General features: G+C 74.7%; 11 protein-coding genes. 7 read left to right on the top strand and 4 right to left on the bottom strand.

What is annotated here, in order from left to right; translation table 11 throughout:
• Positions 1-108: 108 nt before the first annotated feature.
• Positions 109-3897, top strand: a complete 3789-nt coding sequence (locus tag OG689_RS06860) for a S8 family serine peptidase (protein ID WP_266318634.1) — start codon at positions 109-111, stop codon at positions 3895-3897.
• Positions 3898-4070: 173 nt separating this feature from the next.
• Here OG689_RS06860 and OG689_RS06865 read toward each other — a convergent pair whose 3' ends face one another.
• Positions 4071-5666: an MDR family MFS transporter gene (locus OG689_RS06865; protein WP_266326927.1), complete on the bottom strand. Its 1596-nt coding sequence runs from the start codon at positions 5664-5666 to the stop codon at positions 4071-4073.
• Positions 5667-5752: 86 nt separating this feature from the next.
• Positions 5753-6319 carry a MarR family transcriptional regulator gene (locus OG689_RS06870; RefSeq protein WP_266318636.1) on the bottom strand — a complete coding sequence of 189 codons (567 nt, stop codon included), beginning with the start codon at positions 6317-6319 and terminating at the stop codon, positions 5753-5755.
• 239 nt (positions 6320-6558) lie between these two features.
• On the opposite strand from OG689_RS06870, the gene OG689_RS06875 reads away from it, so the two are divergent.
• Positions 6559-7518, top strand: coding sequence for a sugar isomerase (locus OG689_RS06875; protein ID WP_266318638.1), 960 nt, complete (start codon positions 6559-6561; stop codon positions 7516-7518).
• Between the two features lie 496 nt (positions 7519-8014).
• Entirely contained in the window at positions 8015-8881 is an 867-nt protein-coding gene (locus OG689_RS06880) for a peptidoglycan recognition protein (RefSeq protein WP_266318640.1), read from the top strand.
• 61 nt (positions 8882-8942) lie between these two features.
• Here OG689_RS06880 and OG689_RS06885 read toward each other — a convergent pair whose 3' ends face one another.
• Entirely contained in the window at positions 8943-9815 is an 873-nt protein-coding gene (locus tag OG689_RS06885; RefSeq protein WP_266318641.1) for an MBL fold metallo-hydrolase, read from the bottom strand.
• A gap of 120 nt (positions 9816-9935) precedes the next feature.
• Positions 9936-10406, bottom strand: coding sequence for a MarR family transcriptional regulator (locus OG689_RS06890; protein WP_266318643.1), 471 nt, complete (start codon positions 10404-10406; stop codon positions 9936-9938).
• Positions 10407-10615: 209 nt separating this feature from the next.
• On the opposite strand from OG689_RS06890, the gene OG689_RS06895 reads away from it, so the two are divergent.
• From OG689_RS06895 to OG689_RS06910, 4 genes are all read left to right on the top strand, one after another.
• Positions 10616-11836, top strand: a complete 1221-nt coding sequence (locus tag OG689_RS06895) for an MFS transporter (RefSeq protein ID WP_266318644.1) — start codon at positions 10616-10618, stop codon at positions 11834-11836.
• Between the two features lie 113 nt (positions 11837-11949).
• Positions 11950-12393 (top strand): heme-binding protein, encoded by a 444-nt coding sequence (locus tag OG689_RS06900; protein ID WP_266318645.1) that lies wholly within the window; start codon positions 11950-11952, stop codon positions 12391-12393.
• A gap of 197 nt (positions 12394-12590) precedes the next feature.
• On the top strand, positions 12591-13394 hold the full coding sequence (locus OG689_RS06905; RefSeq protein ID WP_266318647.1) for an ABC transporter ATP-binding protein: 804 nt from the start codon (positions 12591-12593) through the stop codon (positions 13392-13394).
• Positions 13391-15955, top strand: a complete 2565-nt coding sequence (locus OG689_RS06910) for an ABC transporter permease (protein ID WP_266318649.1) — start codon at positions 13391-13393, stop codon at positions 15953-15955. The genes OG689_RS06905 and OG689_RS06910 overlap by 4 nt, the downstream gene beginning before the upstream one ends.
• Positions 15956-16016 lie beyond the last annotated feature (61 nt).

The following is a 16016-nucleotide window of genomic DNA, read 5'->3' on the forward strand; positions in this document are numbered from 1 at the left end:
CAGGGAGTGCTCCTGATCGCGGGCCCGCCCGGGCGGTTAACCGCCCAGGCGGGTTCCCGCCTCCCGCAGGCGCTGCCCTGAGCACTCGTCAGCCTGTACATCATGTGCATGACCCCGATACGACGACGGGTCCCCCTGCTGGCCGGCGCCACCGCGCTGCTGCTCGGCACCGGGATCCTGCTGCCCCCGACCTCCGCGTACGCCGCACCGGGTGCCACCGCGCCCACCGCCGCGGCGCCGTCCAGCACCTACGACCTCACCCTGGTCACCGGTGACGTCGTGCACTACACCGACGGCCCCGGCAACCAGGACACCGTGACGGTGGACCGCCCCGAGGGTGCCGGGGGCGGGGTGCACGTCCAGCAGTCCGGCGGCGACATCCACGTCCTGCCGGACGAGGCACAGCCGTTGCTCGCCGCCGGCAAGCTGGACCAGCGGCTCTTCGACATCACCGCGCTGGTGCGGATGGGCTACGACGACGCGCGTTCCGGCGGGATGCCGCTGATCGCCACCTACGGCAAGCCGGCCCTGGCCGCCCGTTCGCTGCCGCCTGCGCCGGCCGGCAGCACCGTGGTGCGGCAGTTGCCGAGCATCGGCGGAGCGGCGCTCAAGGCCCGCAGCACGCAGGCCCGGGCGTTCTGGAACGACCTGGCACCGAAGCCCGCCGCCCGGTCGCTGAACGAAGCCAAGGGCATCGAGAAGCTCTGGCTGGACGGCCGGGTCGAGGCGAGCCTCAAGGAGTCGGTGCCGCAGGTCAACGCGCCGCAGGCGTGGGCCGCCGGCTTCGACGGCACGGGCCGCAAGGTGGCCGTGCTGGACACCGGTGTCGACGGCACCCACCCGGACGTCAAGGACCGGATCGCCGGCGAGCAGAGCTTCGTACCGGGGCAGCAGGTGACCGACGGGAACGGCCACGGCACCCACGTCGCCTCCACCGTCGCGGGCAGCGGTGCCGCCTCGGCGGGCGCCTACAAGGGTGTGGCGCCGGGGGCGAGCCTGCTGATCGGCAAGGTGCTGTCGGACGAGGGCTCCGGGCAGGACTCCTGGATCATCGCGGGCATGGAGTGGGCCAAGGCGCAGGGCGCCGACGTGGTCAGCATGAGCCTCGGCTCCTCCGTCCCCGACGACGGCACCGACCCGATGGCGCAGGCCGTGGACGCGCTGTCGGCGGACGGCGGACCGCTGTACGTGATCGCTGCCGGCAACGCGTACGGCGCCGGGACGATCGGCGCCCCCGGTTCGGCGTCCGCCGCGCTGACCGTCGCGGCCGTCGACAAGCAGGACGGCCGGGCCGACTTCTCCAGCATGGGCCCGCTGAGCGGCTCGTACGGGCTCAAGCCGGACCTCTCCGCGCCCGGGGTGGACATCACCGCCGCCCGCTCGCAGGCGCTGTCCTCGGGCAGCGGCATGTACCAGACCATGTCGGGCACCTCGATGGCCACCCCGCACGTGGCGGGCGCCGCCGCGATCCTCAAGCAGCGCCACCCCGAGTGGTCGGGGCAGCAGCTCAAGGAAGCCCTGATGAGTTCCTCCAAGATGCTGGCCGGCTTCACGCCGTACGAGCAGGGCACCGGCCGGCTCGACGTGCTCGCCGCCGTCAACTCGACGGTGGAGGCGACCGGTTCGGTGGAGGCGGCGGTCTACCGCTGGCCGACCGCCGGCGCCGCGCCGGCCACCCGTACGGTCACCTACCGCAACACGGGCGCGACCGCCGTCACACTCGACCTGGCGACGGACAGCGCGGACGCCGCCTACTCCCTCTCGGCGAAGGCGGTCACCGTGCCGGCCGGCGGGAGCGCGGCCGTGACGCTCACCCTGGACCCGGCCGGCGTCCCGAACGCCACCACCTTCTCCGGGCAGGTGCTCGCCACCGACCGGGCTTCCGGCGCGGTGGTCGCGCACACCGGCTTCGCCCTGCAGAAGGAGCGCGAACTCTACGACTACACCGTGAAGTTGACCGGACGGGACGGTAAGCCGGCCGCCGGTGTCGTGGTGCTCGCCGAGAAGGGCGACCCGACCATGTCGCCGATCGCCGTGGACGGACAGCGCACCCTGCGCCTGCCGCCCGGCACCTACGCCACCTGGGCCGCGCTGGACGTGAGCGGCGAGCAGCCCGACTCGCTGGGCATGGCCGTCCTGATCGACCCCGAGACCGTACTCACCGGGCCGGCCACCGTCTCGCTGGACGCGAGCAAGGCCCGCAAGGTCAGCACCGCCCTCCCGCAGCGGGCCCAACAACGCCAGCTGCGCTGGGACTTCGCCCGTACCTTCGACAACGGCAACCTACTGCGCGACGCCTACGTGATGCCGCCCGCCTACGACACCCTGTACGCGAGCCCGACCGAGAAGGTCACCGACGGCAGCTTCAGCTACCTGACCCGCTGGCGCCTCGGTGAGCCTGTCGTCGACCTGCGCACCGACGGCAAGGGCCACCCGGGCCGGCAGGAGGAGGAGCAGAAGCAGCAGGACGGCCACGGCGGCCAGGGCCCGGAGGCCACCGCGCAGGCGGGTGCCACCGTCACCGACGGCTCGGCCGAACTGCGCGCGGTGTACGCCGGGCAGGGCGCGGCGGCCGACTACGCGGGCCTGGACGTGCGCGGAAAGGCGGTCGTCGTCCGGCGCGCCGACGCCGTCCCGCCCGCCGAGCGGGCCGCCGCCGCCCTGGCTGCGGGCGCGAAGCTGCTCGTCGTCGTCAACGACGGCCCCGGCCGGCTGATGGAGTACTACGCCGACGACCAGGGCACCGCCACCCCGCTCACCGTGGTCTCCGTCATGCGCGACGCCGGCGCCGCGCTGATCGCCTCCGCCCAGCGCGGCCGGTTCGACCTGGACGTCACCCTGCGCAAGGACACCCGCTACCTGTACGACCTGCTCGACCAGCACGACGGCGCCATCCCGGACCGCCCGCTCGCCTACACCCCGGACCCGAAGCGCGACCTGGCCAAGGTGGAGGCCACCTACAACGGGTTCCGCACGGTGCCCGGCGGCGGCTACCGCTACGACATCCCGGCCTGGGGCCCGGGCATCGGCTTCGCCGAGCAGGAGACCTACCCGAGCACCCGCACCGAGTGGGTCTCCGAACAGCACGGCAGCGGCTTCTGGTACGAGGACCACGCGGTCTACAGCCCCGGCTACGGGACCGAGTTGGCCGAGATGCGCGGCGGCAGGGACACCTACCGGCCCGGGCGGACCTACCGCACCGACTGGTTCGGCGGCATCCAGCGCCCGCGCCTGGGCACCGGCTACTGGGGTCCCACCCGCAGCGTCTACGACGACATCCAGTTCAACATCAGCATGTGGACGGACAACGGCGCCGGCCACTCCGGCTCGATGCCCGACGACGAGTACGACACCACGACGTACGCCCTCCACCGGGGCGACACCCTGGTGAAGTCCGGTGCCGGGCGGGCCGGTTACGGCTGGGAGCAGCCGGCCGAGGAGCAGCCGTACCGGCTGGTCCTGGACTCCCGCCGGGACGCCGGGGCGTGGAAGACCTCGATCCGGACGCACACCGAGTGGGGCTTCCGCTCCGGCCGGATCCCGCAGGACGGGCCGTTCCAGCAGGACATCAAGCTGCTGCAGCTCGACTACGACGTCGCCACCGACACCGCCGGCGATGTCAAGGCCGGCGGCTCCACCCGGATCGGGCTCGCCGCCGCCACCCAGGAGTGGCTGGACGGCGTGACCAGGGCCGCCTCCGCCACCCTGGCGGTCTCCTTCGACGACGGTGCGACCTGGACCGCCGCCAAGCTCAAGCGCGACGGCGCGGGCGCCTGGGCGGCCGACGTCAAGCTGCCGAGGACGCCGGGCGGGTTCGTCTCGCTGCGGGCCACCGCCTCCGACGGCAAGGGCGGCTCGGTCAGCCAGGAGATCATCCGGGCGTTCGGCCTGCGCTGACCGCCCGCCCCGGAGCCGGGGAACAGGCCGGGGAAAGGCCGGGCCGGACCGCTTCACGCGGTCCGGCCCGGCTTCGCCGTACGCACCGATGCCCTGGGTGCGCCCGGCCGGCGGCCCGGCCCCGTCCCTTGAGCCGCGGGGCCGCCGAGTACAGGTGAGTCGCTGCGCCCGCCTCAGCCGGCCACGGCGGCGGCGCCGGCGGCGGGCTGCTCGGTGGCGGACGCGGCGGACCCGGTGGCGGACCCGTCAGCGGCGGGCCGCTCGGCGGTGGACCCGGTCTTGGGGGTCGCACCGCCGCGCAGCGGGGTCTCCTTGACGAAGAGGATCGCGATCAGCGCCACCAGCGCGATCGGCGCCGCGATCAGGAAGACGCCGCCGGTGGCGTGCCCGTAGGCACCCTCGATCACATGCGCGATCGGTGCGGGCAGGGTCCGGACGTCCGGCAGCGAGCCGTCACCGCCGGCCGAGGTGAGGCCGATCCCGGCCAGGCCCTCGGCGGTGCAGGTCTTCACGTGGGCGGCGAGCACCGCACCGAGCGCGGAGACGCCGATGGTGCCGCCGAGCGTCCGGAAGAAGGCCACCACCGAGCTGGCCGCGCCCAGTTCGTGCATCGGCACGGTGTTCTGGACGGCCAGCACGAGGTTCTGCATGGTCATCCCGAGACCGCAGCCGACCAGGAACATGTAGCCGGAGAGCAGCACCAGGGAGGTGTCCACCCGTACGGTCGCCATCAACGCGAACCCGGTCGTCAGCAGGATGCCGCCGGTCACCAGGTAGCGCTTCCAGCGCCCGGAGGAGGTGATCAGCCGGCCGACGATCGTCGAGGAGAGGGTCAGGCCGAGGATCATCGGCAGCGACATCAGGCCCGACATCGTCGGCGACTTGCCGCGGCTGATCTGGAAGTACTGGCTGAGGAACACCGTCGCGCCGAACATCGCGGTGCCGACCGCGAGGCTGGCGACCACGGACAGGCTCACCGTGCGGTTGCGGAACAGGTGCATGGGGATGATCGGCTCGGCGGTGCGCAGTTCCACCGCCACGAACAGGGCCGCCAGCAGCAGGGCGCCGGCCACCATCGCGGCGGTCTGCCAGGAGCCCCAGGCGAAGCTGTCGCCGGCCAGCGAGACCCAGACCAGCAGCAGGCTGACCGCCGCGCTGACCAGCACGGCACCCGGGTAGTCCACCTTCACCGTGCGCCGGACCACCGGCAGCTTGAGGGTGCGCTGCAGCACGACCAGGGCGAGCACCGCGAACGGGACACCGACGTAGAAGCACCAGCGCCAGCCGAGCCAGGAGGTGTCCACCACGACGCCGCCGAGCAGCGGGCCGCCGATGGTGCCGACCGCCATCACCGCGCCGAGGTAGCCGTTGTACTTGCCCCGCTCGCGCGGCGGGATCATGGTCGCCAGGATGACCTGCGCCAGCGCGGTGAGACCGCCGGCCCCGAGGCCCTGCACCACCCGGCAGGCGATCAGCATGTCGGTGTTCTGCGCGAGCCCGGCCAGGGCCGAGCCGGCGATGTACACCAGCAGCGAGAGCTGGATCAGCAGCTTCTTGCTGGTGAGGTCCGCGAGCTTGCCCCAGATCGGGGTGGAGACGGTGGTGGCCAGCAGGGTCGAGGTGACCACCCAGGTGTACGCCGACTGGCTGCCGTGCAGGTCGGAGACGATGCGCGGCAGGGCGTTGGACACCACGGTGCTGGACAGGATCGCCACGAACAGGCCGAGCAGGAGCCCGGAGAGCGCCTCCATGATCTGCCGGTGCGTCATGGGCTCGGCCGCCTCCGCGGTCCCGGTCACGCCCGGGGGCGACCCGGCGGTTGGCTGGTGCGACACGTCATGACTCCTTGGTCCCGTCACGATCGGGCGGGTGCGGCGGGTGGTGCGGGTACGGCGGGTACGGCGGGCGGTGCGGATACGGCGGGTGCGGCGGGTGGTGCGGGTACGGCGGGTACGGCGGGCGGCGCGGATACGGCCGGTACAGCAGGGGGTGTGGGTGCGGCGGGCGGGAAGCCGTGCTCCAGGTCCTGGTGGAGCCGGTCGAGGAGTCCGGCGAGGGCCCGGAGGTCCGCTCGGTCCCAGGTCCCGGTGGCGTGCGCCAGCCGGCGGGTGCTCTCCAGACGGGTCCGGGCCAGCAGGTCGAGGCCGGCAGCGGTGGGGCCGACCAGGCAGGACCGGCCGTCGGCGGGGTTCGGGCGGCGGCCGGCGAGGCCGTCCTGCTCCAGGTGGGCCAGCTGACGGCTGACCGCCGACATGTCGACCTGGAGATGTTCCGCGAGTTCCACCACCCGCAGCTCACCGTGCCAGCCGAGCACCGCGAGCATGGCCGTCCTCGCCCTGACCTGGGGCGACTGGTGGCGGCGCAGCTCCATGACGGCGCCCAGGGTGTCCAGGACGGAGGCGAGCACCTGCTCGTCGTTCACCGGACCTCCTTTTGGTTGCCTGGGGCAACCATAGACCTTAGTTGCCCCAAGCAACCAAATGCGCGGCCAGTGTTCCGCCTCACACCCGCCTCGCACCCGCCTCCATCCACCTCGCGACCGAACGGGCCTCGGCGGCCGACCCCGCGCCCCGCCGTCCGATCTTGCGCATTCATGCGCGAAACTGCTATCAAATGAGCACTACTAATCACACGCTGTGCCGAGCCTCCCAGGAGTGCCCCATGTCGAGCCCGACGCCCTCCCCCACCTCCCGTACGGCGATCGAGATCGACACCCAGCCGGCGTGCTGGCGCCGCGCCGGGGCCCTCGTCCCGACCGCCGCGGCCGCCCTGCCGCGCCGGGGCGAGCGGGTGGCCGTCGTCGGCTGCGGCACCTCGTGGTTCATGGCCCAGGCCTACGCCGCACTCCGCGAGCAGGGCGGGCACGGACTCACCGACGCCTTCGCCGCCTCGGAGTTCCCGCACGGGCGGAGCTACGACCGGGTGGTCGCCCTCACCCGCTCCGGCACCACCACCGAGGTGCTCGACCTGCTCGCGCGGCTCGACCCCTCGACCCCGTCCACCGCCCTCACCGCCGACCCGGCAACCCCGGTGATGAAGCTCGCCGGCGCCACCGTGGTGCTCGACTTCGCCGACGAGGAGTCGGTCGTCCAGACCCGCTTCGCCACCACCGCGCTCGCCCTGCTCCGCGCCCACCTGGAGAGCGAGGACGCGCTGCCGGCCGGCGTCAGCACCGTCGCGCGGGCCGCGCAGGACGCCGAACGCGCCCTGGCCGAGGAGCTCCCCGCCGGCACGGTGACGGCCGGCCAGATCTCCTTCCTCGGCGCCGGCTGGACGTACGGCCTGGCGCAGGAGGCCGCGCTGAAGATGCGGGAGGCCGCCGGCTCCTGGACCGAGTCCTACCCGGCGATGGAGTACCGGCACGGCCCGATCGCGATCACCGGCCCCGGCCGCGCGGTCTGGATGCTCGGCGCCCTGCCGGACGGCCTCGCCGACGACATCGCCCGGGTCGGCGGCCTGCTGGTGGCCGGTTCCGGCGCGGACGACACCGCCCTCGACCCGATGGCCGACCTGGTCCGGGTGCACCGGCTCGCCGTCGCCGCCGCCGAGGCGGCCGGCCGCAACCCCGACCGGCCGCTCAACCTGACCCGCTCGGTGGTCCTCGGCGAGCAGACCGGCTGAGCCTGCCCGGGCCCCGTCGCACACCGCCCGCCGCGCCGCGTGGGCGGGTGCCCCGGCCGTCGGCGGCCGGGGCACCCGCCCACGGGACATCGGAGAACCCTGAAGCCCCGTACAGCAAGCGGTCGAAGACCACCAGTGGGACCGGAGGCACCGTCAGGGCCGCAGCCCGTGCGGATCGGCGCACCGCCCGGCGCAGCGCGCCGCGACGGGAGTGGCGGGCGTATCCGGGCCGAGCACCGGCAGGGATCCTTCCCCGTGGGCGGCCGAGCGGCCTGCTGGCCCAGGTGGCGGTGCCGCATACTCCGGGAGCGTGGACCGGGCAGCGGCGCCGAAGCGGTCGCCCGCCCCGTCCGACCCAGGGCTGACGCGACGGCAGTTCCCTGGTCGTACCGGCGTGTCGCGGTGCGGTCGGAGCGTCACCGCGAGCCGCTCCCGGCCCTGGCGTCCGCGGCCCGCACCAGGCGCCGAGCCGGTGACGCTCCATATCCTCGGCCCCATGGACATCGACCGCCGCTCAGTGCTGCGCCGCGCGGCGCAGGCCGCCTCGGCGGGGGCAGCAGTGGCGCTGGCGGCAGCCGGGCCACCACGGCACCCGAGGCACTCCGCCGCCCCCCGTCCCGCCGCGGCACCGGCTCTCGCCCCGCCGCCGGGTACGCGCACACCCTTCGCGGCGGCCGCACCGCCGGTGATCGTCCGTCGCTCGACCTGGCAGACGAACTTGCCGGAGACCGAGCGACAGCGCGACCCTGCCGTGCGGGCGGTGTTCATCCACCACACCGACGACCCGAACTCCTACGGCCCTCAGGACGTACCCGACATCCTCCGGGCCATCTACCGGGAGCACCGGGAGAACCAGGGCTGGGACGACATCGGCTACAACTTCCTGGTCGACCGCTTCGGCACCGTCTACGAGGGCCGCCTCGGCAGTACCGAGGAGCCGGTCGTCGGAGCTCACACGATGGGCTTCAACCGGGAGACGGTCGGCATCGCCGCGATCGGGACCTACACCGCCGGCATGCAGGTGCCCGCCCCCGTGGTGGACGCGATGGCCCGGATCGCTGCCTGGAAACTCGGTCAGTACGGCATCGACCCCCAGGGCCGGTCGGAACTGACCTCCGAAAGCAGCGGCAGCCGGTTCCCCTCGGGCACCAGCCATGCGTTCGACGCCGTCTCCGGCCACCGGGACGCGTTCTGCACCCTCTGCCCCGGCGACGCGCTCTACCTGGCCCTGCCCGGCATCATCGAGCGCGCCGCCGAAGTCCTACGAGGCGATCCACCCGTCCGCCCGGGCGCCGCCACTCCCCCGCCGAGGCCTGCCCGGCCGCCTTCCGAACTGGTCCGCGAACTCTCCCCACGGACCTGACCCGCCCTCCCCGGCCCGCCGAAGCCGAGTCGAACCGGAACGGACGCGGGACGGACGCCGGTCAGTCGAGCGCCACCAGGCGGAAGGCGTCCCCGTCCCGGCGGACCAGGCCGCCCGTGGGCTCAGGGAAGTGGCTGCCGAGCAGGATCGTGTCGGTGCCGGCCAGCTCGTCCAGCAGCCGGGTCCTGGTCCGGACGGCGGCGGCCGGGTCGATGTCGACGCAGCTGCACAGGTCCGGACGGGCCAGCTGGACCGGGTGGTGCACGCAGTCCCCGGTGATCACCGCCCGGCGACCCCGGCTGCTGAGCACCACCGCGATCTGGCCCGGCGTGTGGCCGGGGGCGGGCACCAGGGTGACGCCGGGGAGGATCTCGGTGCCGCCGGGCAGCACGTCGACGAGGTCCAGCAGGCCGTGCGCGCGGATTGGCTCGACCGAGTCGTCCAGCATCTGACGGCGGGCCGGCTCGATGTCGGCCGACGCCCAGTACTCGTCCTCCGCGCGGGCGGTGAGGTGGCGGGCGCGGGGGAAGGTGGGCCGCCAACTGCCGTCCGGGGTGGCGCTGGTGTTCCAGCCCACGTGGTCCGCGTGCAGGTGGGTGAGGATCACCCGGTCCACCGTGTCGGGGGTGAAGCCGACGGCGGCGAGCCTGGCCAGGAAGGGCGTGTCGAGCTGGTTCCAGGCGGGGTTGGCCCTGGTCTTGCCGTTGCCGACACCGGTGTCGACGAGGACGCGCAGCCCCCCGACCTCCACCGCGAAGCTGTGCACGGCGAGATTGATCACGTGGTCGGGCCCGGCGAACGACGGTGCGAGCCAGCTGCTGCCGGCGACCACGTCCGGGGTGGCTCCGGGGAGCAGCCAGGGGCCGGTTCCGGCGGGCAGGGTGAGCTCGTCCACGCGGTGGACGGTGATGTCGCCGATCTGCCAACGGGCCATGCGGGGGATCTCCTTGGTACGGGAGGGACTGGGCGTTCCGGGGCGGTCACGGCCGGGACAGGCCGGGCCGGGCCGGGCCGGGCCCCGGAACGCCCGGCCCGGCGGGGAGCCCCCGGTGGGTCAGGCGCGTACGCCGTCCGGCGCTGCGCCCGACCGGACGGCCTCCACCAGCGCGGACAGCTCGGGGACCTCGGCGGCCTCCGCCAGCGCCTCGCGCAGGGCGGTGTCGTTGGTGGGGCGGGCCGCGGCGAGCAGCGCCCGGCCGCTGTCGCTCACCTCGGTGTAGATGCCCCGCCGGTCGGTGGGGCAGAGGTAGCGGGAGAGCAGTCCGCGGTCCTCCAGGCGGGTCACCAGGCGGGTGGTGGCGCTCTGGCTGAGCACGACGGCGTCCGCGACCTGCTTCATCTGCAGGTGCCCGCCGGGGCCGTCGTGCTGTCGGCCGAGTACGTCGAGCAGCGAGAACTCGCGGGCGCTGAGGCCGTGTTCGGCCTGCAGGGCCTTCTCCACCCGGGCCTCGATCCGGCCGTGCAGCAGCGACAGCGCGCACCAGCCCTGGGCGAGGGCGGTGAGTGCGGGGTCCGTGGCGGTCATGTCCGGCTTCCTCCTCCGTGCGGCTCTTCCCCTGCTCGGCGCGGCTGCTCCTGCGGGTGTCCGCGCGGCGGCGCGCCCGAGGAGGTCCGAGCGTTGCGCTCCCCAGGATAGAACACTCGCGCAATAGCCAGCGCTTGCAATTATCCCGCGTCTGCAATTATTGTTGGCGCCTGTAAGGCACGGAAGCAAACATCTGGAAGGTGCACCCCATGCCTCTCGCACTACTGGCCCTGGCCATCGGGGCCTTCGGTATCGGGACCACCGAATTCGTGATCATGGGCCTGCTGCCCGAGGTCGCCGGTGACTTCGGCGTCTCCATCCCCACCGCCGGCTGGCTCGTCACCGGCTACGCCCTCGGCGTGCTGGTCGGCGCCCCGCTGATGACCGCCCTCGGCACCCGGGTCTCCCGCAAGCGGATGCTGATGCTGCTGATGGGCCTGTTCATCGCCGGCAACCTGCTCTCCGCCGTGGCCCCCGTCTTCGGGGTCATGATCGCCGGGCGGCTGGTCGCCTCGCTCGCCCACGGCGCGTTCTTCGGCATCGGCGCCGTCGTCGCGGCCGACCTGGTGGCCCCCTCCAGGAAGGCCGGCGCCATCGCCCTGATGTTCACCGGCCTCACCGTCGCCAACGTGGTCGGCGTCCCGCTCGGCACCTACGTCGGACAGGCCGCCGGCTGGCGGACCACCTTCTTCCTGGTGGCCGCGCTCGGCGTGATCGGCCTGGCCGGCATCGCCCGGCTGGTCCCCGAGATCCCCAGGCCCCAGGGCGTCCGCCTGCGGCACGAGCTGGCCGCGTTCCGCAATGTCCAGGTCCTGCTCGCGATGGGGATGACCGTGCTCGGCTTCGGCGGGGTCTTCGCCGCCATCACCTACATCTCCCCGATGATGACCGAGGTGGCCGGCTTCGCCGACTCCTCCGTCACCTGGCTGCTGGTCCTCTTCGGCCTCGGCATGGTCGGCGGCAACCTGCTCGGCGGCAAGCTCGCCGACCGCGCCCTGATGCCGCTGCTGTACGTCACGCTCGGTTCGCTCGCCCTGGTGCTGGCGCTGTTCACCGTCACCGCCCACAACAGGTTCGCGGCCGCCGTCACCATCACGCTGATCGGGGCGCTCGGCTTCGCCGCCGTCCCCCCGCTGCAGAAGCGGGTGCTCGACCAGGCCGCCGGCGCCCCCACGCTGGCCTCCGCCGTCAACATCGGGGCCTTCAACCTCGGCAACGCGCTGGCCGCCCTGATCGGCGGCATGGTGATCTCGGCCGGCTTCGGCTGGACCGCCCCCAACTGGGTCGGCGCCGCGCTGGCCGCCTCCGCCCTGCTGCTGGCCCTGGTCTCCGGCGCCCTGGAGCGCCGCGGCACCACCCACCCCGTCGCCGACCACCCCGTCGCCGACCACCGCACCGCCGCCGAGGCCGCGCCCGCGCTGCACCACTGAGCGGCACGGCCGCCCACCCACAGCCACCCACAGCCACCCACAGCCACCCACCCGGGGCGTACGGCACCCCGTCCGCACCACACCCACCCTGCCATGCAAGGAAGTTGAGCATCATGAGCACCGCAACCACTGTCACCCCGCTGACCACCCAGGACGCCGAGGCGCTCGTCGCCGCCGCCCGTACCGCCGCCGAGTCGGCCGGTGTCACGGTCAGCATCACCGTCCTCGATGCCGGCGGCCACCTGCTGGCCTTCCGCCGCGACGACCGGGCCGTCCTGATCTCCGGCGAGACCAGCACCCGCAAGGCCTGGACCGCCCTCCAGCTGAACGCCCCGACCGCCGACCTGGTCGACGCCGTCCAGCCCGGCGGGCTCTTCCACACCCTGCCCACCGCCCTGGACCGGCCGCTGCTCTTCATCGCCGGCGGCATCCCGCTGCACCGCGACGGCCGCCTGATCGGCGCCCTCGGCGTCGGCGGCGGCGCCCCCGCGCAGGACCACGCCTTCGCCACCACCGCGGCCGCCGTCCTGGACGCGGCCCCGGCGCAGCGGGCCTGACGGTCCGTACACCGTGCCCCCTCGCCCGCTCGTCGGGCGAGGGGGCACGGCCATGCCCGCGCAGCACCGGGGGGAGCCTCCCCGACCAGCGACCCGGGGGTAATCCCCACCCCCCGGACGCCAGTGGCCTCCATGGCCCGGGACGCCCGCACTTCCTACCGTTGATCTTGTCAACGACCAGCGGAGAGAGGCACACCATGGCACCCCGGCACGAGCGCCCGAGCACCGAGGCGCGGCACGCCGCGCACCCCGCGGTGGAACTGCGGTCGGTGCGGCGCAGCTACGGCCGCGGCGACCGCGCCGTGCACGCCCTGCGCGGCATCGACCTGACCCTGGCCCGCGGGAGCTTCACCGCCGTGATGGGCCCCTCCGGCTCCGGCAAGAGCACCTTCCTGCAGTGCGCGGCCGGGCTGGACCGGCCCACCTCCGGCGAGGTGCTGCTCGGCGGCAAGGAGATCACCCGACTCAGCGAGAACCGGCTGACCCAGCTGCGCCGCAGCCGGATCGGCTTCGTCTTCCAGTCCTTCAACCTGCTGCCCTCGCTCACCGTCCAGCAGAACGTGCTGCTCCCGCAGCGCCTCGCCGGCGAACGCCAGGACCGTGGCCGGGCACGGCAGTTGCTCACCCAGGTCGGCCTCGCCGAGCACGCCGGCCGGCGGCCCGGCCAGCTCTCCGGCGGCCAGCAGCAGCGGGTGGCGATCGCCCGGGCACTGATCACCGGCCCCGAGGTGCTCTTCGCCGACGAGCCGACCGGCGCCCTGGACACCCGCACCGCCGCCGAAGTGCTCACCCTGCTGCGGCAGGCCGTGGACGCCATGGGCGCGACCGTCGTGATGGTCACCCACGACCCCCTCGCCGCCTCGCACGCCGACCGGGTGCTGTTCCTGGCCGACGGCGCGCTCGCCGACGAGATCGTCCGCCCCGACCCGCAGCGCGTCGCCGAGCGGATGATCTCCCTCACCGCCCGCGCCGCCGGCCACCGCACGGAGGCGGCAGCATGACGAACGGCCTCGCCCGCGCCTCGGTGCGCTCGCGCCCCGCGTCCTTCGTCGGCAGCCTGGTCGCCCTGCTGCTCGGCGCCGCGGTCATCACCGCCTGCGGCACCCTGCTGCAGACCGGCCTCACCGCCCACCTGCCCCCCGTACGCCATGCCGGGACGCCGGTGCTGGTCGCCGCCGACCCGCAGGCCCGTGTCACCGTCGGCCGCGGCGAGGACCGCGAGACCGTCAGCACCTCGCTGCCGGAACGCGCCCGGGTCGACACCGCGCTCGCGGCCGAGATCGCGGCCCGGCCCGGCGTGGCCGCCGCCGTGCCGGACATCGCCTTCCCCCTGCAGGAGGTACGCACCGGGCACCCCGACCGGGACGCCGCCCTGCCGCCGCTCACCGGCCGGGGGTACGCGGCCACCGCGATCACCGGCGGGGGCGCGGCCGTCCTCGCCGAGGGCCGGGCGCCCGGCGCCGGCGAGATCGCCCTGGACGCCGCCACCGCGCGGGCCGCGCAGCTGGCCCCCGGGGACCGCCTCACCCTCGCCGCGCCCGGCGGCAGCGGCGGCTACCGGATCTCCGGGCTGACCGCCGCAGGTGCCGGCGCCGCGAGTGCCTGGTTCGCCGACGCCACCGCCGGTGAGCTGTCCGGCCACCCGGGCCGGGCCGACGCCATCGCCGTCCGGCCGCGCGAGGGCGTCGACACCCGGACGCTGGCCGAGCAGGTCCGGCAGGCGGTCGGCGACCGCGCGCAGGTGCTCACCGGCGACGCCCGCGGCGCGGTCGAGCAGCCCGGGCTGATCCAGGCCCGGGAGCTGCTGACCGGCCTGGGCGGCTCCTTCGGCGGCGTCGCCGCGATGACCGCCGTCTTCGTGGTGCTGGGCACCGTCGCGCTGGCCACCGGCCAGCGGGCCCGCGAGTTCGCGCTGCTGCGCGCGATCGGCGCCACCCCCCGGCAGATCCGCCGGACCATCGCCGCCGAGGCGATGCTGCTCGCCCCCGTCGCCGCCGGCCTCGGCATCCTGCCCGGACTCGCCCTGGCCCGCTGGTGGTTCGGGCAACTGGTCGAACGCGGCGCGATACCGCGCGGGGTCCGGCTGGACGTCGGCCCGCTGCCGATGGCGGCGGCCGTGGTCGTCAGCCTGCTGTCCGCGCTCACCGCCGGGTACGTCGCCGCCCGCCGGCCCTCCAAGCTCCGGCCGAGCCAGGCGCTCGGCGAGGCCGCGGTGGAGCGGGCCCGGCCCGGGGTCGTCCGGACCGGCCTGGGCCTGCTCACCCTGGCCGGCGGCATCGTGCTGGCCGCCCTCGCCGCCGGCCACGCCGGGACGGACGCCGCCAACCTGGCGCTCGGCGTGGTGATGTGCCTGCTCACCGCGGTCGCGCTGCTCGGCCCGACGGTCGCCCGGATCGCCGCCACCGTGCTCGGCCTGCCGCTGCGGTCCGGCGGCGCGGGCGCCGCCGGGTCGCTGGCCGCCGACAACACCCGGGCCAACGCCCGCCGGCTGGCCTCCGCGATCACCCCGATCGCGATGGTCACCGCCTTCTGCGGCACCCTGCTGTTCATGCAGAGCACCATCGCGCACGTCTCCGCCGAACACGTCCGGGCCGGGATCGTCGCCGACCACGTGCTCGGCTCCACCGGCGCGGGCCTGCCGCCCGGGACGGCCGCCCGGGCCGCCGAAGTCCCCGGCGCCCGGGCCGCGCTCGGCGTGCTGCGCACCGGCGCCCTCTACGAGACGGGCGACACGCTCGCCACCGCGACCGCGCTCGGCATCTCCGGCGACCCGGCGCAGCTGCCGCGGGTACTCGATCTCGGCGTCAAGGAGGGCTCGTTGGCCGACCTGGGGCGGTCGCCGGACACGGTCGCGCTGGACAGCACGCTGGCCGGCACGCTCGGCGTGAAGATCGGCGAGCGCGTGCCGCTCCGGCTGGGTGACGGTACGAAAGCCACCCCGACCGTCGTCGCGACGTACGAACGTGGCCTGGGGATCGGCCAGTTGCTGCTGCCGCGGGCGGCGGTCGCGGCGCACGTGAGCAACGCCTTCGACAGCCAGGTCCTGGTGGCGGACGCGCCCGGCGCCGACCGCGGCGCGGTCGCGGCGGGGCTGGCCGCGCTCGATCCCTCGGCGGTGACGGTGACCGACGCGGCCGGGTACACCGCCCAGGCCGACCGGGACATGGAGATCAGCTCCTGGGCCAACACCGTGATGGCGGGTGTGCTCGGCGGCTTCGCGGCCGTGGCCGCCGCCAACACCCTGGTGATGACGGTCCTCGACCGGCGCCGCGAGGTCGGGCTGCTGCGGCTGGCCGGCACCACCCGCCGCCAGATCCGCGGCATGATGCGCTGGGAGGCGCTGCTGGTGGCGGCCACCGGGCTGCTGGTCGGCGGGGCGATCGCCTGGATCACGCTCGTCCCGATCGCCCGCGGCGTCACCGGCGCCGGCCCGTACGTCCCCGTGGGCACCGCCCTGCCGTTGGCGGCCGGTGCGGTGGCCCTCAGCCTGGCCGCCACCGGGCTGCCCGCCCGGGCGCTGCTCAGGATCCGACCGATCGAGGCCGGTGCCGGGCGGCATTGAGAGTGCGGCGCAGCTGATTTCGACCTTCCGACCGGCACGCTGACGGTCCGCCCCGCACCTG

Source organism: Kitasatospora sp. NBC_00240 (genome assembly GCF_026342405.1).
In the GTDB taxonomy this organism is placed as follows: Bacteria; Actinomycetota; Actinomycetes; order Streptomycetales; family Streptomycetaceae; genus Kitasatospora.

Coding starts and splice junctions, on each gene's coding strand:
- OG689_RS06860 (WP_266318634.1), top strand. CDS start 109: ATGACCCCGATACGACGACGGGTCCCCCTGCTGGCCGGCGCCACCGCG.
- OG689_RS06865 (WP_266326927.1), bottom strand. CDS start 5,666: ATGACGCACCGGCAGATCATGGAGGCGCTCTCCGGGCTCCTGCTCGGC.
- OG689_RS06875 (WP_266318638.1), top strand. CDS start 6,559: ATGTCGAGCCCGACGCCCTCCCCCACCTCCCGTACGGCGATCGAGATC.
- OG689_RS06880 (WP_266318640.1), top strand. CDS start 8,015: ATGGACATCGACCGCCGCTCAGTGCTGCGCCGCGCGGCGCAGGCCGCC.
- OG689_RS06885 (WP_266318641.1), bottom strand. CDS start 9,815: ATGGCCCGTTGGCAGATCGGCGACATCACCGTCCACCGCGTGGACGAG.
- OG689_RS06890 (WP_266318643.1), bottom strand. CDS start 10,406: ATGACCGCCACGGACCCCGCACTCACCGCCCTCGCCCAGGGCTGGTGC.
- OG689_RS06895 (WP_266318644.1), top strand. CDS start 10,616: ATGCCTCTCGCACTACTGGCCCTGGCCATCGGGGCCTTCGGTATCGGG.
- OG689_RS06900 (WP_266318645.1), top strand. CDS start 11,950: ATGAGCACCGCAACCACTGTCACCCCGCTGACCACCCAGGACGCCGAG.
- OG689_RS06905 (WP_266318647.1), top strand. CDS start 12,591: ATGGCACCCCGGCACGAGCGCCCGAGCACCGAGGCGCGGCACGCCGCG.
- OG689_RS06910 (WP_266318649.1), top strand. CDS start 13,391: ATGACGAACGGCCTCGCCCGCGCCTCGGTGCGCTCGCGCCCCGCGTCC.